Origin of the sequence: Streptomyces sp. NPDC021012 (assembly GCF_044333355.1) — a bacterium.
GTDB lineage: Bacteria > Actinomycetota > Actinomycetes > Streptomycetales > Streptomycetaceae > Streptomyces.
This window is the reverse complement of record NZ_JBIRQU010000005.1, coordinates 531,801-550,215: the sequence shown is the minus strand read 5'-3', so window position 1 is coordinate 550,215 and position 18,415 is coordinate 531,801. Positions and strand designations below refer to the sequence as shown.

Sequence of the window (18,415 nt, the reverse complement as noted above, 5' to 3'; positions counted from 1 at the left end):
ACGCCGTGATCGCCTCCTCACTCTCTCCCCGGAGTAGCCCCGTACATGCCCCCTGTCATAGCCGACATGATCGCCACCGCTTCGCTCCCGCTCACTGACGGTCCGCTCCTGCCCGTGGCCGTCTTGGTCGTCGCCGCCGGCGCACTGCTCGCGGGCCTGAGGGCGCGACGCAGCCAACACCGCACCCACGATCGAAAGCGGCGCTTCTCGGCCGCCGTCGTCACAGCGACCGTGGCGGCGCTCGTATGCACCGCCTACAGCGCGGACACCAGCTGGCGGTTCGCCGCCCACTACCTCGACATGCGCAACACCGCCGAGCGCACCGCGATGTTCGCCGCCGCCGAGCTCGCCCTGTTCTCCATGGCCCTGATGGCCCGCCAGAACCTTCATGGTCCGAGGCAGGCGGCCGGCCTGCCCGGAGTCCTGGTCTGGGTGATCACCGCCATGCAGACCATCCCCGCCTACGCCGAGGCCGGCCCCGTCGGCGGCACCGTGCGCGCCTTCACCGGCCCGGTGATGGCGGCAGTGCTCTGGCACCTGGCCATGGGCATCGAGCTGCGCCAGCAGACCCCCGACGCCGCTTCCCGCGGCCTCGCCGCCGTCCTCACGCGACAGGCCCGCGAGCGGCTACTCGCCCGCCTGGGAATCGTCGAGCAGGACCAGGGCGCCGCTCAGATCATCCGCGAGCGGGCCACACAGCGGGCCGTCGCTCTGGCCGCCCGCCTCGCCGAGATGACTCCCGGGCAACGCACCGGACGGGCAGGCCGGCGCACCGTACGCCGCTTGTCCAAGGCCCTCGCCCGCTCCGGCATCGACGCCGACCCGCTCCGCAACGAGCAGCTGCTTCGCCAGCTCGCTACCCGCCGCCAAGCAGCCGCCCTGGCCGCCATCGACCTGCCCGAGCGCTGGATCCCGCTCGCCGGGCAGTCCGCCAGCCCGCCCGCAGCACAGCCCGACCATTCCCGGGCAGACACCGATGAGCGGGCGGGCGGGTGCGGGCGGGCAGAAGACCTCGCCCGCCCGCACCCATCAGATACGGGCGACGAGGAACACCACCCGGGCGCCCGCCCGCGATCCGCCCGCCCGGATCCCACCGCCCGCTCCGGCCCGGAAACGACAGCCCGCCCGAATCGGGCAGCCCGCCCGCAAGAGGCCATTCCGCCATCCACGGGCAGCGGCTCACACACCCCACCGGCCAGGCGCACCACGCCGAAGCCGAAGCGGTCCGGTCGCAAGTCCAGTGCCTCCGACGAAGTCATCCTCCAGTTCGCCCGCCGCATGTACGAGGAGACCGGCAGCGTCGGACGCGACCGAGTGGAGGACGCCGTGCGCGACGCCGGCTACAGCGTCGCCAGCAACGACGCAGGCCGAGTCGTCCGCGAATTCAAGGACCAACTCGGGGCCACGCGCACAGGCGCCTGATCCCCGAAACCGCAACTACTCGCCGCAGTGATGACCTGAGACGGAGATCCAGTGCACGACGCCCACCACGAACCCGTCACTCCCCAGCAGCAGCCGACCACCACCCCAGCACCAGGCGGAGCAAGTTGTACCGGGAGCAATGCTCCCGGAGTTCCCGCCCCAGGGGTGGCGGGAACAGTCCTGCGCCAGGGGGCGCCGGACCGGCAGGCAGCGACCGAGGGCGGACCGCAGCCTGGAGGAGGGCGGCAGGCCGAGTCCCTTTCGCGGCGACGTCAGCGCGCCCGTCAGCCGAAGCCCCGCAAGCGCCTGCACCAGCCCAGCTGCCGCATGAACGACACCGAGTACAAGCGCTTCACCGACGCAGCCGCCCAGTGCCAGATGACCAACGCCGCCTTCCTCGCCTACGCCGTCGACAAGGCCGCCCGCGACCTGACCCGAACCGCCGCCGAGATCGCGACCGAACGGGAGGTCATCGGCGAGCTGTTCACCGCGCGCCGGCACCTGGGCCGGATCCACGGCCTGTTCAACCAGGTCGCCAAGGCCCTCAACTCTGGTGCCGACGCACCCCACCTCGACGCCACCGCCCAGGCCGTCCTGAACGCGGCCCGCCGCATGGAGGACGCCACCGATGCCCTGCTCGCCCACCGGGACGGCGGTGCCGCTGCGTGATCCCCCGCATTCACAAGCGCGGCGGCGCGACGATCGGGCTGATCCGCTACCTGTACGGCCCCGGCTCCCACGAGGAGCACATCGACCCGCACCTGGTCGCCGCCTTCGACTCGCTCACCCCCGACCCCGGCCGCGACCCGCAGGCCACCTACGGGCAGCTGCAGCGGCTGCTCGACCAGCCCGTCGACGCCCTGCCCGCCGGCCGGCGACCCGAGAAGCACGTGTGGCACCTGTCCGTACGTGCCAGCCCCGAAGACCCCATCCTGTCCGACGACGACTGGGCCGCCATCGCCCGCCGCATGGCCGCCGCCACCGGCATCGCCCCCGACGGCGACAACGCCGCCTGCCGGTGGGCGGCCGTCCGGCACGCCGACGACCACATCCACATCATCGCCACCATGGTCCGCGAGGACGGCCGACGGCCCCGCCTACACAACGAGGCCCGCCGCGCCCAAGCCGAGGCCCGCCTCATCGAAGCGGACTACGGCCTGCGCCGGATCACACCAGGCGACGGCACCGCCGCCAAGCGCCCAACGAGCGCCGAGCGCCACAAGGCCGACCGCCGTGGCCAGCAGCGCACTTCGCGCGAGGAGCTGCGCGAGACGGTCCGCCGCTCGGTGGCCGGCGCGGCAAGCGAGGAAGAGTTCTTCGACCGCCTCAGCGCAGCCGGCCTGCTCATCCGGCGCCGCGTCGCGCCGTCGGGCGACACCCTCAACTACATCGTCGCCCTCCCCGGCGACCGCAACGCCAAGGGCGAGCCGGTCTTCTACTCCGGCTCCAAGCTCGCCCCAGACCTCTCCCTGCCCCGCATCCGCGAACGCTGGACCCAGAACCCGGACAACGCCACCCAGCAGCCGACCCAGCCGTCGGTGACCGGGCCCGCCTCCGCACGCCGGCGCGCCACCACCGCCGCCTGGCAGGCACTGCTCGTCATCGACCACAGCGACGACGGCGTCATCGCCGCGCAGATCGCCGCCACCGGCGAAGTCCTCGACGCCCTCGCCCAGACTTCCGCCGCCCACACCCGCAACGAACTCCAGGCAGCAGCCACCTCGTTCGAACGTGCTTCCCGCTCCCGCATCCGCGCCGCACGCGGCCACGACAGCGCCCTGCGCCGAGCCGCCCGCGACCTCGTCCGCAGCGGCCCGGCCCTCGGCCGAGGCGAGGACGGCGCTACCACGGCCATGGCGCTCGACATGCTGTTCTTCCTGATCACCGCCGCCGCACACTGGCACGCCAAGAAGCAGCACGCCCAGCAGGCCGAAGCCGCCCACCGGGCCGCCGAACACCTGCGTGCCGCCTACCAGGCCGCCGCCACCCAGCCCTTGGCCCTGCTCCACCAGCGGGGCGCTCGCCTGGCCCCATCCTGGCAACGCCACCACGCCACCGCCGTACGCCAGACCCTGCCCGAACTGGCCGACCGAATCCTCGCCGAACCCGGCTGGCCCGCCCTCGCAGCCACCCTCGCCGAAGCCCGAGCCGTCGGCCACAACCCCACCGCCCTACTCGCTCAGGCAGCTGCCCGACGGGAGCTGGACACAGCGGAGCGCATGAGCGACGTGCTCGTGTGGCGGCTGCGGCGGATGGCCGACCTCCCCGCTGATCCCCAGAACTCCCAGGGCTGGCGAGCCAGCGGCGCCCGCGCCGTCTCCACGCCAGGGCGCCCCGCCCACATCGGAACCAGGCTCGCGCACATTTCTCCGCGACATCACTGAACCGTAAAAACCGAGCCGACAAACATAACCGACAACCGCCGGTTAGCCTAACCGGCGATTCTCTGGACCATGAATGCATCGGTACTCACCCTGTCCCTCTTGAGGAGAGTCCACATGCCCAACTCCACCCCTCGCCCCCACGTCATGGCGCTGCTATTCGACATGAATTTCAAGGGCCCGGCTGATTCCCTGGTCTTCCGCCGCCTCGATGGCCGCCTCTTCACTGAGGAGGAGCAGGCCATCATCCGTGGCGCAACCGCCGAAGAACTCCAGGCCGCCGGAGCCCACGTTCACAACCCAGAGGCCAGGGCCGAAGCAGAGGCGGCCGTGCTGAAGCTGGCCGAGCTGCTGTTCAAGTACGTCATCCCGCACCGCAAGGTCCTCATCCCCTTCATGACCCACGAGGACATGCTGGAGTACGGCCGGTTGGAGACCATCGTCACTGCGGGCGCCGACACGGAGGGCTGATCACACAGAAAAGGCGCCAGATAAAAGAATCGGCGGCCGGTGGTCGGGATTAATCCCTGCCACCGGCCGTACCCCGCCGTCTGGTCGGCCGGCCCCATCCCACGGTCTGCGACCGAGCTGTGCTGCTTGTGGCTGCTTCGCCATCATGGGTGGATGACGTACAGCGATGCCGACCTGAAAGCCCTCCTTCATCGCCTGGACGATCCGGAGCTGGTGGAACGTCCCCCCGGCTACGACCACGCGGCGACGCGAGCGCTGTTCGAGCGTCTGGTGGTCAGGCTGGACGCGGACTTCGATACCCGCTGCACGGCCGATCGCCAGGTGCAGGACGCGAGCCTGCATGCCAGGGTCGAGGTGCCGGCGGAGGCCACGGCATGCGGGGAGCGAATCGTCGTTTCGGTGAGCAACTTCGGATCGATGGCGGTCGTGGCCGCAGAGAACCCGGGCGTCTACTTCGATACCGAGGAGGCGGTGGAGGCGGATGCGCTCGACGTCGCCGACCTGCGGAGGGTCGAACGTGCTCTCACGGACCTGGGCTACGTACCGATCCCCGAGCGTCTGCTCACCCGGCCGTACGACGGCCTGAGTCCTCTGGCTACCTACCGCCCTGGGGAGCCAGTCGATTGGTGGATTCGGTACTTCGACTACATCTAGACGCTCGGTCCGAGAAGCAGCCATGCGAGGCGAGGAAGCCGTCGGTGCATCTCCTCGGCGTCGGCAAGACCGTATCCGCCGCCTTGCTCCGGCTGGTCGTGGAGATTCCCTTCCGGGGTCGTCGCCGCCGGAGCGCGCTGGTGCGGTCTCAGCCCTTAGCCAGTAGTTCCCTGGCCGCGTAGTAGGCATGCAGCGCGGCCTCACTGCCGGAGCCCAAGGCGGTCATGATCCGTTGGAAGCGGGCGGAGCGGAGGTCGCCGGCCACGATGACGCGGGGGTGCTGGTCGGCAGGCAAGCAGTATCCGTCCGGACCGCGAGTCAGGTCGCCGGACGGGGCGGTGGGCGCGTTCCCGATGCTGAGGTAGGCAGCATCCGCCGTGATCGTCTGCCGTGCGCCGTCCTGGCCCACCGCCTCCGCTGATACCAAGGCGCCTTCCGTCAGATCCAGCGTCAGGTGCTCGACGAGGAAGAGTGCGACCCGGGGGTCCTCTCGGATCTCTTCGATCTTGTACGCGTCGGCCGCCGGGAACGCCACAAGCAGGCGGGTGTCGGTGGTCGGGTGGGCGCGCAGAAAGGTGCCGATCGGACGGTCGCCGCCGAGGACGAGGAGGGTTCGGCCTTCGGCGTCGTCCGCCTCGGCCCGCCAGAGCGGGGGCAGGGTCAGGCCGCTGGGGGCGGTGATCCAGGCGACGTCGCGGGGCTGGAGGGGGCCGACGCCGGTGGCGACGATGGCGTACGGGGCGGTGAGACGGGTGCCGGTGTCCACCGTGATGGTCACCTGGTCGCCGTCGGCGCGGAGCTCGGTGACGTGTCGGCCGAGTTCGAGACGGCACAGCTCCGTGCTCTTCAGCTCCGCGACGATGGAGTCGGCCAGCTCCGGGCCGCTGGTGTAGCCGCCGAGGACGTTGTTCAGGGCCGGGATCCGGTAGAGGTTGCGGCACAGCCGGTCCGGCTCGATCAGGATCGAGCGCATGCCGACGCTGGCGGCCATGCGGGCAGCGGCGCAGCCGGCCGGGCCGCCGCCGATGATGATCAGGTCGGTGTCGTACAGCGTGTCGGCCATGGGGCTATTCCAGCACTGGGGCCCCGGCGTACGCAGTGAGTTGGCCGATCACGTGGTCGGTGGTGACGAGTTGGCCGGTTCCGATCAAACGCCGGGCGACGAGGAGGCCGGCGTCGTGGACGTCCGGGCCGGCGTCGCTGGCGCAGGCGTCGGTGACGATCCAGGGCGCGTAGTCGTGCTCGAATGCGTCGGCGGCGGACTTCAGGACACAGCTCTCGGTGGCTATCCCGCAGAAGACAAGGTCGGTCCAGCCGGCCCGGCGGATCAGTTCAGCGGCCTCGGGGGTGAAGAGCGTGTACCCGGTCTTGTCGACGACCGCGCGTGCTTGGGCGGCTGCTTCGGCGAGCTCGGGAACGATGTCGGTCTCAGGCGGTTCCTGGAGGCGGCGCCACTGGAAGAAGCGCTCGTAGGGGCTGTCCGGATAGTTGAAGTACCGGGTGAAGACCACAGGCCGGCCGGCGGCGGACCACTGGGCGACCAGGTCGGAGACCGCGTGCACGGCGTGGCGGCTGTGGTGGTTCACGAAGCCGTTCTGCATGTCGATCACGACCAGCGCGGCACTGCCGATGTCCATCCGCTGTCTCTCCTGCCCCGTGTTCTCAGCCGACGCTCTCGCGCAGCGCGTCCTGTGCGGAGCGCAGCCGTTCGGCCAGTCCGCTGGTTTTCATGATGGCCTCCCGCATCAGGACGTGCTGCGCGGTCTCTTGAGCTCGGGCGGTGGTGAGCCGGGAGTAGGCGGCGCGCAGGAAGCGCCAGCCGTACTGCTCGGGCATGGAGGGATCCTGGCCCTCCTCGATCATCTGCTGGATCTGGCGGGTGAAGCACCACAGGGCCTGGACGGCCAGCTCGCAGGTAACCAGCTCGTCGATGGTGAGGCTGCGCTCGCGGGAGTGGGAGGCGTAGGCGACGCCGGACCAGCCGGCGTAGGCGGTGGAGACGCCCCGTACGCCGAAGGACACGATGTCCGGGTGGTCGAAGCCGGTGGCGAGGAGCGACTCCTCAACCGTGCCGTCCAGGGGCGCGGGCCCGCCCGGGGCGCCGCGGTCGACCAGGACCGAGGGCGTGGATAACAGGCGCAGTGCGGTGTCACGGGAGTCTCCGGCCCACGGGCCGGAGGTGAGCCAGTACAGGGAGAGGACGTACTCCGGGTTCGGGACGCGGGTGTGGTCCTCGTCCAGGAGATCGCGGAGCTTGTTTCGCGCCCAGGGCAGATCGGAGGCGTATGAGCGGTAGCGCCAGACGGCGAGATCGGTGAGCGCGGCAGGCTCGTGCGGCTGAACAAGGTGGAAGACAGCCACCCCGCACGCGAAGACGTGCAGGACGCAGTCCTGCGCTTCAGGGTGGTCCACTCGGGCCGATGAGGACTCCAACCACTGGTCGTCCACGCTCTGTGTCATGTGTGCGCGGAGCTGGCGGGCATGCTCGACGCCGATGAAGACCGGCAGGAACTTGTGGGAGTCGACTTTGATCCGGCCTACAACGGATGCAACTGCGTCACTCGTTCCCAGCGCCGCTGCGAAACGGGCCTTCGCGTCGTCCGACGCGCGGCCGAGCGCGGTATCGAGTACGGCCTGAGACTCGGCACGAGGCTGATAACTCGCTCCGCCGCCCTCCCAGTTCGATACGGTCCGGTCACTCACGCCCAGGTAGGCGGCGAAGTCCCGCAGGCTCATGCGCAGGGCGTCGCGTAACAGCCGGGCTTCCCGGCCAGACCATCGCTGCACCGTGACCACCGTCGTACCCCCTGTCCGTCACCCGGTGGAACGCCGAAACGACCAGCGTAGCCAGCCTCGTTCAGCAGTGGTGCGGCATTGCTGCAGCACTCGTACGTCACACCCCTCCATCGCCCTGCACCATGCTGGGTCCACCGAGCCGGGGTGCCCACCGCCACCAGGCGACCCTCTGCCCGTCCTCTCCTGTACCACCACCGCAAGGAGCAAACGGCATGACCGACATCGTCAAGCGCAACGCCCGCGCCATCCTCCTCGACGGCGACGAGCTCGTCCTCATCAAGCGCACCAAGCCGAGCAGGGAGCCGTACTGGGTGACCGTCGGCGGAGGGGTCGAGGCGGACGACGCGACCATCGAGGCGGCCCTGCACCGGGAGGTGTTCGAGGAACTGGGCGGCAAGCTGGAGCGCGCCGAGCTCGTCCACCTGATCACTGACGAGCTGGAGGGCGGCATCGGTGTCCAGCACATCTTCGCCGCGCGCCTGGAGTCGATGGACCTGGCCGCGCGGACGGGGACGGAGTTCGCCAAGCCGGAGCGGGGCGGGTACGAGGTGGTCCGCGTGCCCTTCGCCGCCGAGGCCGTCCGCCAGCTGAACCTGATGCCGCCGGAGCTCGCCGAGTTCATCGCCACGAACACGGACGCGATCGTCTCCGTTCTCGACACCCCGATCCGCGAGGCGTGAACAATGGCGCAGGTCCCGGACTTCGTCAGCCTCAACGGCCCTGACAACGTCGGCAAGACGACCCACCTGGTGCGGCTGGCCGAGCGGTGGGACGGCTTCCAGCCGCTGGGCGCGGTCCACAAGCACGACCCCGAGCCGTGGGCGCGGGTGGCGGTCGACGACTACGCCCGGTGGTGGTTCGAGACGTCCACGACCGTCGAGCTGACCGAGATGCTGCTCGCCGGCCACGCCAAGCGGGCAGCCGCCCGCGAAGCCGGGCGCAGGGGGCTGCTCGACCGGGGCCTGCCCATGCTCCTCGCCGTGGCCACCGCGACCTGCGTGGTCAAGGACGGGCTGACGGTCGGCGAGGCGTTCAAGACCGTGACGGGCATCGCCGGTTCGCGAGCCGCCGCAACGGAGACCTCGATCCTCCTGCTCCCGTCACTCGACGCCGAGCGCAGCTACGCCATCACCAGCGCCCGAGAGGGCCGCCCCTGGACCGGGATCTACCCGGCCTACCAGAAGACGCTGCACGCGGTCCTGCTCCACCAGGCCGAGCACGGCTCGTACACCACGGTCGTGGACTGCGAGGACCGCTCCCTGGACGACGTACATGGCGACGTCCTCGATCGCCTTGGACTCAGCCCACTCGCTGACGGGAGTCCCCAATGACTCAGAACTCCCCGCCCCTGATCCTTCCTCCCGGCCTCGCCCGCGCCATAGCCACGCTCCAGGACAAGGACCTGCGCCGCCTGGACGACACCATCACCCGGCTCCACACCGTCAACGGACGCCTGTGGGACACCGAAGACCGGGTGCGCGGCGCCTTACTCTCCGCCGCCCAGGTCGCCGACTGCAAGCGCGAGATCGACCAGCTCAACGCCGAACGCAACGTGCTCGCCGAGCGGGCCGACGAGGTCCTCGGCTCGCTGGCGGACGCGGGCCGCGCCGACGCGCCGCTGCACACCGAGACGCTCGCCTCCGTCGTCGACCGTCTGTCGGTGCTGACCTTGCGGATCTGGCACAGCGAGCGCGCGGCGGCCCGGGACGAGTTGGCCCGTCGGCGCGTCCCCACCCTCCACGGCCAGCGGGAGGAGCTGTGCGCCGCCCTCGACGCGCTGGTCTCCGATGTCGTCGCCGGCCGCCGCCGGCTTCCCGTACCGGCTCGCTTCAAGCTGTACGGCCGGGACGACGCCGCCCCCGCGGAGATCAAGCCGAGTCGTCACCTGCGCCGGGTCCTCGCCTTCGGTGGGCTGAGTGAGTGCGGCAAGAGCACCAGCGCCGAGTTCGTCCAGCGCACGTGCGGTGCCCAGCGCCTCAAGATCGGCTTCCTGCTCCGGCAGGCGGCTCACCGGGAGGGCCTCGCGGACCCGTACGCGCTCTCGGCCCGTCGGCAGGCCGAGCTGCTGCTCGGCGAGCTGAACCGCTTCGCGGACGCCCACGTCGACACGAAGCTGTTCACCATCGAGTCCGTCCACGACGACGCCTCGATCTCCGAGCTCAAGCAGCTCATGGGCCGCACTCTCCAGATCGTCTACCTGGAAGCCTCCTTCGCCGTACGCGTCGAGCGGTCCGGTACGCCGGCCCAGGCCGTCGCCGCGAAGGACGAGATCAAGATGAGCCGTGGCGCCCACCAGGTCGCCGCGCTCGCCGACCACGTCATCGACAACACCGGCAGCATCGCCGCCCTCCGCGCCCAGCTCCGGCGCATCGCCGCCCCGCCCGCCACCACGGCGCTGCGCGTGGCCACCCCGTACGGGCTGGGACTGCCGGCCGCCGTCGCCTCGGCGACGGCTGACTTCACCGACGCGGTACGGGTATACGGCCCCGGCGTACGGCTCGCTGCCCTGACCGGCAGCCCCGGCGAGGGCAGCTGGATCGCCGGCTGGTCCGACCTGGACCTTCTGGTGATCGCCGAGCACGAGGCCATCGGCCGGGTTCACGAGGCCCTGGAGCAGTACCGGACCGCCCTGGGCGGTGCGGCCTCCCTCGGTCCCACCCTCGTCACCCCCGGCGAACTGACCGCCCGGCGCCTCACCCCGCGCCTGGCGTTCGTCATCCACCAGCTCCAGCAGGGCAGCCCCGTCCTGCACGCCGCCCCCAACCTCGAACTGCCGACGATCAGCCGAGACGAGCTCGCGTTCGCCGCCGTCCGCGAACTCCCCCAGGTCGTCCTGACCATGCGCCGTCTGCGCGCCGACGCGGGGCCGGCCACCCTGCGGCAGCTCTACAAGCACCTCGTGCTCGCCTGCCGCCTCCTTCTCCGCGAGCACAACCAGTGGGAGTCCGGCCCCGAGCGGATCCTCGCCGCGGCCTCCCGCATGCCGGACCTGACGGCCCTCTCGGTGCCCTCCCTGGCCGAGATCGCCAGCGCCTGGCGCGACGGTGACACCGAGCTTGTCCTCAAGCCCGTCACCACGGCTGTCGACCAGCTCCTCACCTGGTACGCCGCCCAGCTCGCCGCCTGAACAGCCCCCCTTGCCTTCTTCCTTCTCCACCGACAGGAGCTTCGCCATGCCCGAAACCATCGCCATGCCGTCCTTCTCCGCCCGGATCGTCGAGCGCCTCAGCGTCGGAGCCACGAGCCGCCGCGAGCGCGTCATCCACTCCCTGGACGGCCTGGAAGACCCGGTCCACCCCGACGCCCTCGCCAACACCGGGGCCGACCTGTGGCGTCTGCTCCAGGAGCAGGTGCCGGACGGACTCGGCTCCGTGGACTTCCTCCTCGGCCTGGACGCCGGCGGCATCCTGCCGACCGTCTCCCTCGCCGGCGCCTCCCACCTCCCGTACAAGATCGCCTGGAAGCTGCACCTCCCCCTCGACGGCGCGGTCCGCTTCAGCGAGCCCCACGCGATGCGCACCGACGTCTTCGCGTACGGCATCGCCCCCGGCCAGCGCATCGTCATCGTGGACGACGAGATCACCACCGGCCGGACCCTGGCCGACCTCACCCGCCGCCTCCGCGAGGCCGGCGCCGTCCCGCTGGCGGCGGCCTGCCTGGTGGAGGACCTCACCCGTGGAGCCCGCGACCTGCTCACCGACCTCGGCCTGCCCCTGGTCTCGCTCACCACGATCGAGGGCGCGGCGTGACAGCGGTCGCCCCGGTGGGGATCCGGTTCCACCACGGCTCCCTGGTCGTCCCCGCCGGGGCCGTGCACACCACCCCGCTCGGATACGACCGTGACAGCGTTCCCATCGGCGCACCGCTCCCGCTGGCCGCCTCTGCCGAGCTCGTCCACCGTCTGAGCGGGTGCGGCGAGGTCGTGCTGGCCTTCGAGGGGAAGCTCGGCGACACGCTTCTCGCACTGTCGGGGGTCCGCGCGGTCCTCGACTGGCTGCGGCTGCGGTCGGTTCGCGTGGCCGTTCGGGCGGTGGGTCCGTACGCGGGGCTGATCGCCCGCACCGGGCTGCTCACGCAGCCCCAGGCCACCACGCCCAGCGGCCGGCGGGCCGTGATCGGAGACCGCGCGGGGGTCGAGGCACGAGGCTCGACGGCGGCGGTGAGCCTGGTGCTCGATCCGGCCGCCCCGCCCTGCTGGTCGACCGATGGCCGCGCCCACTCAGACCTGCCCGCCCGCCACTACCTGGCGGTGGAGCGCCGCCTCGGCATCCGCCTGCCCGCCACGGCCCCCTTCGCTCCCACCTTCGCGACCGGGCCGAACAACCTCGTGGAGGAACTGCGCTCGGTGGGCTGGCTGGGCGACCTGAACATCGCCGCCGTCACCGCCACCAGCTGGCCGGAGCGCAAGGACTACACCGCCCAGCGCTACGTCACCCTGGCCGAGCACATCGCCGAGGCCCACCAGGCCCAGGCCCGGCTGCTGCTCGTCGGCGGCAACCCGGGCGACGGCCTGCGCATCACCGCGGAGGCTCCCAGGCGCCACGTGCAGGTGCTCCGCCTCGACGGGATGCCGGCCGACCACCTCGTCGATCTCTTCCCGCACTGCCACCTGGTCGTCGGCAACGACACCGGCCTCACCCACCTCGCCGCGATGGCACGCGGCGGCCGGGATGGCGGTGGCCCGCCGGTCATCGGCCTGTACGCGCGCCACAGCCACAGCAAGTGGCGCACCGGCCTGCTGCACCACCACGCCGTCGCCACCGACCTGTCCGACCGCATGCACCAGGGCGACCTCTGCCCCGTCCGCGACTCCATCCCCCCGGACACGAACACCCACATGGACGCCTTCCCGCCAGCCGCACTGGCCCAGGTCTGCCTCGAACTGCTCAACGGGGTGAGGCCATGACCTTCCAGCCTCTCCTTCGATTGGGTCCGGTACGGCGCTTCACCCGCAACCTGCTCTGCCCCGTCGACCTCCTCGGCCGCCCACTGCTCCTGAAGTACACCCGCGACCCGGCCGAGGCCCGCGAGGAGATCCGCGGCCACGCCCGCCTGTCCCGGCACTACCACGTCCCTGCCCTCCACGCCCACCTGCGCGTGCCGGGCGGGCACCTCATCGCGTACGAACGCCTCCCCGGCGGCACCGACCAGGGCCTCCTGCTCGATCTCCTCAACGCGGACGAGCCGAGCAACAAACTCAACATCTACATGGACCAACTCACAGCTGCGTACCGCAAGGTCATCCTTGCGACGGCATGGCCGGCCGATCCGGCACACGTCGTCCGCAAGCTGTACTGGGACCGCGCGGCACCCGGCGGCCGGCTCGACATGTACTACGCCGGCAAGGACTTCCTGATCGCCGACGGCCTCATCAACATCCCGGTCTCCCGCCTCGACACCTACACCCTGAACATCAACGGTCGTCGACACCACCTCGACTGGGCCGCCACCCTCCGCTGGCTCCGAGTCCACTTCGCCACGAGCGAGCCGGTCTGGGCAGCCCTCACCCAGGGCGACCCCACCGACGTCAACCTCGCCCACCCGCTCGCCTGGCTCGACTACGACACCTCCGGGATGAACAGCATCCCCGGCGAGTTCGCCAACTTCCTCTGGTACGCCTGCGTACTCGGCGGCTGGCTCACCCCCACGTACAACCCTGCTGCCTTCGCCGACCACCCGGCCACCTTCGACCACGTCCCGGCCAACACCCCCGAGATCCGACGAGCGGACGTCGACCACACCACCAGCACCATCCACATCGACTACACCCCGCGCGTCTCAGCTCCCCGGCGAACCGCCGTGACCACGTACTGGAACCAGCTCGTACAGCCGATCGCCGACCGCCTCTGGCCCGGCGAGGACCTGGTGAACCTGCTCCGCCCGTACCTGTCCATGCGCATCCTCGGCGTCTACAACCTGGCCGACCTGGCCCCCGAGGACCGGGTCGTCCTCCTCGCCCGGCTCGCCGAGGCCATGAGCCCAGCCTTCGACCCCACCACCTACTTCTGCCCGTTGGAGTCGCCATGCCCGGCCCCCTGAACGGCCGTACCGCCCTGGTCACCGGAGCCACCGGCGGCCTCGGCTCGGCCATCGCCCGCCGCCTCGCCGCCGACGGCGCCACAGTCGCCCTTGCCCACCTCGACGACGACCAGGCCGCAGCCGAGCTCACCACTCACATCACCGACAGCGGCGGCACCACCATCCCTCTGGCAGCCGACCTCCGTGAGGCCGAGGCCGTGCGCACCCTCTGCCAGCAGGCCCATGACCGGGTCGGCCCGATCGACATCCTGATCAGCAATGCCGGCGCCTACCCCCGCCGACCGTGGACGGAGACGACGCCGGCCCACTGGGACGACGCCCTGGCCACCAACCTGACCAGCCACTACCTCCTCGCCCACGAGCTCACCCCCTCCATGACGACCGTCGGCTGGGGCCGGATCATCACCATCGGATCGATCCTCGCCACCGCGGGCCGCCACGACCTCGCCGGCTACATCAGCGCCAAGGCTGGCCTCGAAGGGCTCACCCGCGCCCTTGCCCGCGAACTCGGCCCCGCCGGCATCACCGCCAACTGCGTCGCCCCGGGTTCCATCCGCGTCCCAGCCGAGGACACCGTCGTCGACGACCCGGAGGCCATGACCGCCCGGCAGCTCGCCCGCCAGTGCGTCCAGCGCCGAGGCCGCCCGGACGACGTCGCCGCCGCCGTCGCCTTCCTCGCCACCGACGACGCCGGCTTCATCACCGGCCAGACCCTGCGCGTCGACGGAGGCTGGATCCTTGGCTGACATCTGGCTCATGCGCCACGGCGCCTACGAAGGCCACCGCCCCGGCTACCACGCCCCACACGAGGCCACCCTCACGCAGGAGGGCCGTGACCAGGTACGCCGCTCCCTCCCCCTCCCTGAGGGCATCACCGCGATCGTCACCAGCCCGGTCCCCCGCGCCCGCCAGACCGCCACCCTCGTCTCGCACCTCACGGGCCTGCCGATCGTGGCCACCTCCGGCCTCCTCGCCGAATGGCGAGCCCCGAGCATCGTCCTCGGCCGCACCGCCGAGACCTACCCGCCGGCCTACCGCGCCTGGCGAGCCCGCCGCCTCGCCAGCCCCTCCCTACGCTGCGAAGATGGCGAAAGCCTCACCGACCTCCACACCCGCGCCCGCCACTGCACCGCTTTCCTCCACCACACCGCCCAACGCCACGGCCCCCTCCTGGCCGTCTCCCACACCCTCCTCCTGGGCGTCCTCACCCACCTCCCAGAGGGCCCCGCTGCCTTCACCACCGCCGCGAACACGCCCTGGCACTTCGCCGAACTCCGCCTTCTGCCCGCCCATCAACGAGCGCCAGCTGGCCTTCAGCGACCTGCCCAGTAAGTGGCCGTACCCCAGCCACTAACCCCGCAGGGAGGCCCTCCTACTCGTACGTCTCCTTCCACCGCTCCCGGTGCTGCCGGTCCCCTTGCCCCAGCCCGTTCACCGTGCCGCGCGACAGCAGCGAGGCGCCGTTGTTCCACAGCCCGAGGTGATCGCGGACGCCGAGCCGGACACGATGCGCTTCCGCCTCTACCACCTGCCCGCCCGCTTCGCGAAGCACGCCCGTCAACGCTGGCTGCGGATCGAACACACCTGGCCCTTCGCCAACGCCTTCACCATCGCCTGGCGGCGGCTGACCGCCCTGCCGGCCGTGGCCTGACAACGGCCACGCCCCCGACGACGCCTGGAGAGGAGCGGACACACCACCCCGGACCCGTGGAATCCGGCGCAGCCGCAGCAACACGCGAAGATCCCGCCCGAGACCCACTGGGACAAACGGGATGAGCCGATCCCCTCAACCAGCAGCGACCACCGCTGACGGATCGAGGCCAGGCCCGTGACCAGCAACTTCACGATGCACAGTGCTCATATGCTGACCGAATCCCTCACCGACGGCCCGCTTCCTCCGTAGCATGGCGACCCACAGCTCAGTCGGGGCAAAACCGGCCCACTAACATTGCGGGAGTAGCCAGTCATGGCCATGCACGATAGTGACGTGCTCGGTTTGGAGAAGAAGAAGCTCTTTGCGGCACGGAACGCAGCGCGTGGTGGTCAGTACCAGATGCTGCTGGGTGCTGGCGCCAGCGTAGGCGCAGTCAGTAGCCACGGCCCAATTCCGCTGGCGAAGGACCTCGTAACAATCCTCAAAGACCGTTACCCGAAAGCCCCGATCAGTGCGGATGACCCTCTTCCGCGGGCCTACCAGCGTTCGCTGATGGTGAGTTCGGCAAACCACGTGTGGGCCACCCTCTCCGAGATCTTCGGAGGAGCGAAACACCAGGAGTGGTTCGAGACGCTGGCCGGACTTCCCTGGTCGCGGGTTTGGACGTTGAACGTCGATGATGCCTTCGAGAACTCGTATCATGGCGGTACCGATACTGGGAAACGAAGCCTGAGAACCATCAGCTGGGACGATCCCTACATCCAGACCGGCGACCTCGAGGTTGTCCACCTACACGGGCACATCCTTGGGAGCAAGCCCAGAAAGCTGGTCTTCTCATTCTCCGAGTACCAGGCCATGGCAAGCGTGAAGCCGGTATGGAATCAGGTGCTGGCCGGCGCCATCGGTGTCGATCCATTTGTTGTCCTTGGTGCCAGCATTCTGGGCGACCCCGACGTCGAGGCTCTACTCCTGGCCAACCGTCCTGCAGCTCTGGCACCCTCCTTCGTGGTGGATCCGTTCATCGCGGACGGAAACCGATGGGAGCTCGAACAGCTGGGCTACAAGGTCCTCCGGATGACTGGCGAGGAGTTCCTCCAGGCCTGGCAGGAGTCCATGGGGCTGGACGAGGAGAGCGTACGGAGCCTCGAAGAGACAGAGATCCTCTCGATCCCCCAGTTTGTGAAGCTCCAAACCAATCGGGTTGCACCAGTTCCCCAATCCCATGACTTCTTCGGCGGCGACGCACCCGTCTGGAAAGACATCATCGATCGTCGTCCTGCGCTATTCCCCTGGATGACCGACGTCGTAGACCAGCTGGAGCAGTGGATTGGCACAGGCGCGAACGAACCAACACTCCACGTCATCTACGGTCGACGCATGTCGGGTGTCTCTAGCGGCCTTCTGATGGCGGCGAGAGCGTTTGCCGGCATGCACGTCGATGTCTTCTCATTTGACAAGTCCTCCCGCTTCAGCGTCCCCGCTGTCCTGCGGGCGCGAAGCGGAAAGCGCCCGGCGGTCATCGTCATCGATTCCGGCGCGGACTTTTCAAACGACATAGATCAGCTGCTTCGCGAGGCCGCTACGAGCGATGCCAGCCTCTATGTCGTAGTCACGGAGTCTCCACAGAACGATCTCCGACTGGAGGGAAGACTTGGGGGCGGCTACCAGAAGAAAATCACCCGGATCCCAGCTCGCCTCGACCACAAAGCAGCCGGTGTACTGGCTAAAAAGCTAGACGAGTTTGCTCGGCTAGGCTCGCTTGAGCTGGAGGATCCGAACAGTCGGATCAGACACTTCAAGGGCCGCGATGTCTTCTCTGCCCTGATGCAGGTCGAGCATGCCATCGGCTTCCGAAAGCGCCTCGAGGGCGAAGTCCACGCACTAGACACGCCCTGGAAGCGAGACCTCCTCCTACTGTTGTCGATCGCTGCACAAGGCGCCCGTCAGGTGGGCATCGTAGAGGCTGCAATCGCCGTCGGCCAGCCATCCGATCGCATGTCTCGGGAGGTTCTTCAGGACGAGCATCTCAGTGCCGTGGTCGAAGAGGTTGCACCTCAACTGGTCGCGCGGCAGCGCGAGTATGCGGTCAAGGCAATCGTCAACGAGATCGGCCCAGACCGAGCCATCGCGCGAGTGCGAGAGATGGTCGAGAATCTCGCACCACTGGCTACCAGGCATAGTCTCCAACAGCGCAACCGTCCAGTGCAGTTGGTTGGCTACCTAATGACCGCCAAGCAGCTACAGAAGAACTTCCCGAACGTCGACCTCGACATAGAGTTCTATGACCTTTTGCGGCCGCTCTTTGGCGACTGGAACGGTCGATTTTGGGAGCAACGAGCCATCTACGCGAAGGGGCGCGGCAATTGGGCAACTGCCGAATCGTTCGCGGCACGAGCGGTCGGGCTCTACGACGACGCTTTCACACGGACGACCTACGGAACCATCCTTATCAACAAGGCTGCGAGCTTCGCGTCGCTGGAGAGCCCGACCTGGCACGAGTTCTATACGAGGGGCCGCGCAGAATTTGATACTGCTATGGGGCGTGAAAGCGGAAACAGAATCACTGTATTTGCCTACCTGACCGCGGGACTGGATCTGGCCAAGTTCGTGGTGCCCTGGCAGGGCAAGGTTCAGGACGGATCGCCGGTCGGGTCGGTTGCAGAGCTCAAGGAGGACTGGGAGCGCACCTATAGCGGCTTGAGGATCTCGCTGGTCGGCGAGGAGAACTTCGAGTCGGCGCGACGTGCCGAGCAACTCTCCTCGCAGTGGCAGGCGATCTGGGCTTGATCCAACTATTCGGCCCTTCCTTCGGCCGGGCCGTTGGTTTCGCGGCGTCTGCTGGTCGTGCCGCTCCTCTGCACGGCCAGCAGACGGGCACTGCACTTGTCGTAGGCGCGCTTAGCTTGACTCCTCAGGGATCTGGGAGTTGGGAAGGTCGATCGCTAGCGACTCGCCAGGATCCCGGTCGGGTCTCGTGCTTGTGGGAAGTCCTGGGCAG

At 69.5% G+C, this 18,415-nt stretch carries 18 protein-coding genes; 15 read left to right on the top strand and 3 right to left on the bottom strand.

Annotated features, from left to right (window positions below; translation table 11 throughout):
• The first annotated feature begins 45 nt into the window (after positions 1-45).
• The 5 genes from ACH4TP_RS20100 to ACH4TP_RS20080 all read left to right on the top strand — a co-directional run bounded on the left by ACH4TP_RS20100 (position 46) and on the right by ACH4TP_RS20080 (position 4,928).
• Positions 46-1,422, top strand: a complete 1,377-nt coding sequence (locus ACH4TP_RS20100; RefSeq protein WP_398438686.1) for a hypothetical protein — start codon at positions 46-48, stop codon at positions 1,420-1,422.
• Between the two features lie 327 nt (positions 1,423-1,749).
• Entirely contained in the window at positions 1,750-2,091 is a 342-nt protein-coding gene (locus tag ACH4TP_RS20095; RefSeq protein WP_398438685.1) for a plasmid mobilization relaxosome protein MobC, read from the top strand.
• Complete coding sequence (locus ACH4TP_RS20090; protein WP_398438684.1) at positions 2,088-3,806, top strand: relaxase/mobilization nuclease domain-containing protein; 1,719 nt, start codon at positions 2,088-2,090, stop codon at positions 3,804-3,806. The genes ACH4TP_RS20095 and ACH4TP_RS20090 overlap by 4 nt, the downstream gene beginning before the upstream one ends.
• 114 nt (positions 3,807-3,920) lie before the next feature.
• A complete protein-coding gene (locus ACH4TP_RS20085) occupies positions 3,921-4,274 on the top strand; it encodes a hypothetical protein (protein WP_398438683.1) in 354 nt (117 codons plus the stop codon).
• A 153-nt stretch (positions 4,275-4,427) separates the two neighbouring features.
• A complete protein-coding gene (locus ACH4TP_RS20080) occupies positions 4,428-4,928 on the top strand; it encodes a hypothetical protein (protein WP_398438682.1) in 501 nt (166 codons plus the stop codon).
• Positions 4,929-5,076: 148 nt separating this feature from the next.
• On the opposite strand, the gene ACH4TP_RS20075 is transcribed toward ACH4TP_RS20080, so the two are convergent.
• Genes ACH4TP_RS20075 through ACH4TP_RS20065 form a run of 3 tightly spaced genes read right to left on the bottom strand, consistent with a single transcriptional unit; the run spans position 5,077 to position 7,340 of the window.
• Entirely contained in the window at positions 5,077-5,991 is a 915-nt protein-coding gene (locus tag ACH4TP_RS20075; protein WP_398438681.1) for an FAD-dependent oxidoreductase, read from the bottom strand.
• A gap of 4 nt (positions 5,992-5,995) precedes the next feature.
• Complete coding sequence (locus ACH4TP_RS20070) at positions 5,996-6,565, bottom strand: isochorismatase family cysteine hydrolase (protein WP_398438680.1); 570 nt, start codon at positions 6,563-6,565, stop codon at positions 5,996-5,998.
• 25 nt (positions 6,566-6,590) lie between these two features.
• The gene (locus tag ACH4TP_RS20065; RefSeq protein WP_398438679.1) at positions 6,591-7,340 is read right to left on the bottom strand and encodes a hypothetical protein; all 750 of its coding nucleotides are present in this window, start codon (positions 7,338-7,340) and stop codon (positions 6,591-6,593) included.
• 596 nt (positions 7,341-7,936) lie between these two features.
• Between ACH4TP_RS20065 and ACH4TP_RS20060 the strand changes: the two genes are divergently transcribed.
• The 10 genes from ACH4TP_RS20060 (at position 7,937) to ACH4TP_RS20015 (ending at position 18,204) form a co-directional block, all read left to right on the top strand.
• Positions 7,937-8,404, top strand: a complete 468-nt coding sequence (locus ACH4TP_RS20060) for an NUDIX domain-containing protein (RefSeq protein WP_398438678.1) — start codon at positions 7,937-7,939, stop codon at positions 8,402-8,404.
• 3 nt (positions 8,405-8,407) lie between these two features.
• Positions 8,408-9,055 (top strand): hypothetical protein, encoded by a 648-nt coding sequence (locus ACH4TP_RS20055; protein WP_398438677.1) that lies wholly within the window; start codon positions 8,408-8,410, stop codon positions 9,053-9,055.
• Entirely contained in the window at positions 9,052-10,851 is a 1,800-nt protein-coding gene (locus ACH4TP_RS20050) for a DUF4254 domain-containing protein (protein ID WP_398438676.1), read from the top strand. The genes ACH4TP_RS20055 and ACH4TP_RS20050 overlap by 4 nt, the downstream gene beginning before the upstream one ends.
• Positions 10,852-10,897: 46 nt before the next feature.
• Positions 10,898-11,473 (top strand): phosphoribosyltransferase family protein, encoded by a 576-nt coding sequence (locus tag ACH4TP_RS20045; RefSeq protein WP_398438675.1) that lies wholly within the window; start codon positions 10,898-10,900, stop codon positions 11,471-11,473.
• Positions 11,470-12,630 carry a glycosyltransferase family 9 protein gene (locus tag ACH4TP_RS20040; RefSeq protein ID WP_398438673.1) on the top strand — a complete coding sequence of 387 codons (1,161 nt, stop codon included), beginning with the start codon at positions 11,470-11,472 and terminating at the stop codon, positions 12,628-12,630. The genes ACH4TP_RS20045 and ACH4TP_RS20040 overlap by 4 nt, the downstream gene beginning before the upstream one ends.
• Positions 12,627-13,763, top strand: a complete 1,137-nt coding sequence (locus ACH4TP_RS20035) for a hypothetical protein (protein WP_398438672.1) — start codon at positions 12,627-12,629, stop codon at positions 13,761-13,763. The genes ACH4TP_RS20040 and ACH4TP_RS20035 overlap by 4 nt, the downstream gene beginning before the upstream one ends.
• Entirely contained in the window at positions 13,748-14,509 is a 762-nt protein-coding gene (locus ACH4TP_RS20030; RefSeq protein ID WP_398438671.1) for an SDR family NAD(P)-dependent oxidoreductase, read from the top strand. The genes ACH4TP_RS20035 and ACH4TP_RS20030 overlap by 16 nt, the downstream gene beginning before the upstream one ends.
• Positions 14,502-15,095, top strand: coding sequence for a histidine phosphatase family protein (locus ACH4TP_RS20025; RefSeq protein WP_398438670.1), 594 nt, complete (start codon positions 14,502-14,504; stop codon positions 15,093-15,095). The genes ACH4TP_RS20030 and ACH4TP_RS20025 overlap by 8 nt, the downstream gene beginning before the upstream one ends.
• Positions 15,096-15,243: 148 nt before the next feature.
• Positions 15,244-15,414 carry a hypothetical protein gene (locus tag ACH4TP_RS20020; RefSeq protein WP_398438669.1) on the top strand — a complete coding sequence of 57 codons (171 nt, stop codon included), beginning with the start codon at positions 15,244-15,246 and terminating at the stop codon, positions 15,412-15,414.
• Between the two features lie 315 nt (positions 15,415-15,729).
• Positions 15,730-18,204 (top strand): SIR2 family protein, encoded by a 2,475-nt coding sequence (locus tag ACH4TP_RS20015; RefSeq protein ID WP_398438668.1) that lies wholly within the window; start codon positions 15,730-15,732, stop codon positions 18,202-18,204.
• The last annotated feature ends 211 nt before the right edge of the window (positions 18,205-18,415 follow it).

What these genes read in the sequence shown, in the direction of transcription:
- ACH4TP_RS20095 (WP_398438685.1), top strand. Translation starts at nt 1,750, where the DNA reads ATGAACGACACCGAGTACAAGCGCTTCACCGACGCAGCCGCCCAGTGC.
- ACH4TP_RS20035 (WP_398438672.1), top strand. Translation starts at nt 12,627, where the DNA reads ATGACCTTCCAGCCTCTCCTTCGATTGGGTCCGGTACGGCGCTTCACC.
- ACH4TP_RS20045 (WP_398438675.1), top strand. Translation starts at nt 10,898, where the DNA reads ATGCCCGAAACCATCGCCATGCCGTCCTTCTCCGCCCGGATCGTCGAG.
- ACH4TP_RS20100 (WP_398438686.1), top strand. Translation starts at nt 46, where the DNA reads ATGCCCCCTGTCATAGCCGACATGATCGCCACCGCTTCGCTCCCGCTC.
- ACH4TP_RS20075 (WP_398438681.1), bottom strand. Translation starts at nt 5,991, where the DNA reads ATGGCCGACACGCTGTACGACACCGACCTGATCATCATCGGCGGCGGC.
- ACH4TP_RS20015 (WP_398438668.1), top strand. Translation starts at nt 15,730, where the DNA reads ATGGCCATGCACGATAGTGACGTGCTCGGTTTGGAGAAGAAGAAGCTC.
- ACH4TP_RS20060 (WP_398438678.1), top strand. Translation starts at nt 7,937, where the DNA reads ATGACCGACATCGTCAAGCGCAACGCCCGCGCCATCCTCCTCGACGGC.
- ACH4TP_RS20030 (WP_398438671.1), top strand. Translation starts at nt 13,748, where the DNA reads ATGCCCGGCCCCCTGAACGGCCGTACCGCCCTGGTCACCGGAGCCACC.
- ACH4TP_RS20055 (WP_398438677.1), top strand. Translation starts at nt 8,408, where the DNA reads ATGGCGCAGGTCCCGGACTTCGTCAGCCTCAACGGCCCTGACAACGTC.
- ACH4TP_RS20080 (WP_398438682.1), top strand. Translation starts at nt 4,428, where the DNA reads ATGACGTACAGCGATGCCGACCTGAAAGCCCTCCTTCATCGCCTGGAC.
- ACH4TP_RS20070 (WP_398438680.1), bottom strand. Translation starts at nt 6,565, where the DNA reads ATGGACATCGGCAGTGCCGCGCTGGTCGTGATCGACATGCAGAACGGC.
- ACH4TP_RS20085 (WP_398438683.1), top strand. Translation starts at nt 3,921, where the DNA reads ATGCCCAACTCCACCCCTCGCCCCCACGTCATGGCGCTGCTATTCGAC.
- ACH4TP_RS20050 (WP_398438676.1), top strand. Translation starts at nt 9,052, where the DNA reads ATGACTCAGAACTCCCCGCCCCTGATCCTTCCTCCCGGCCTCGCCCGC.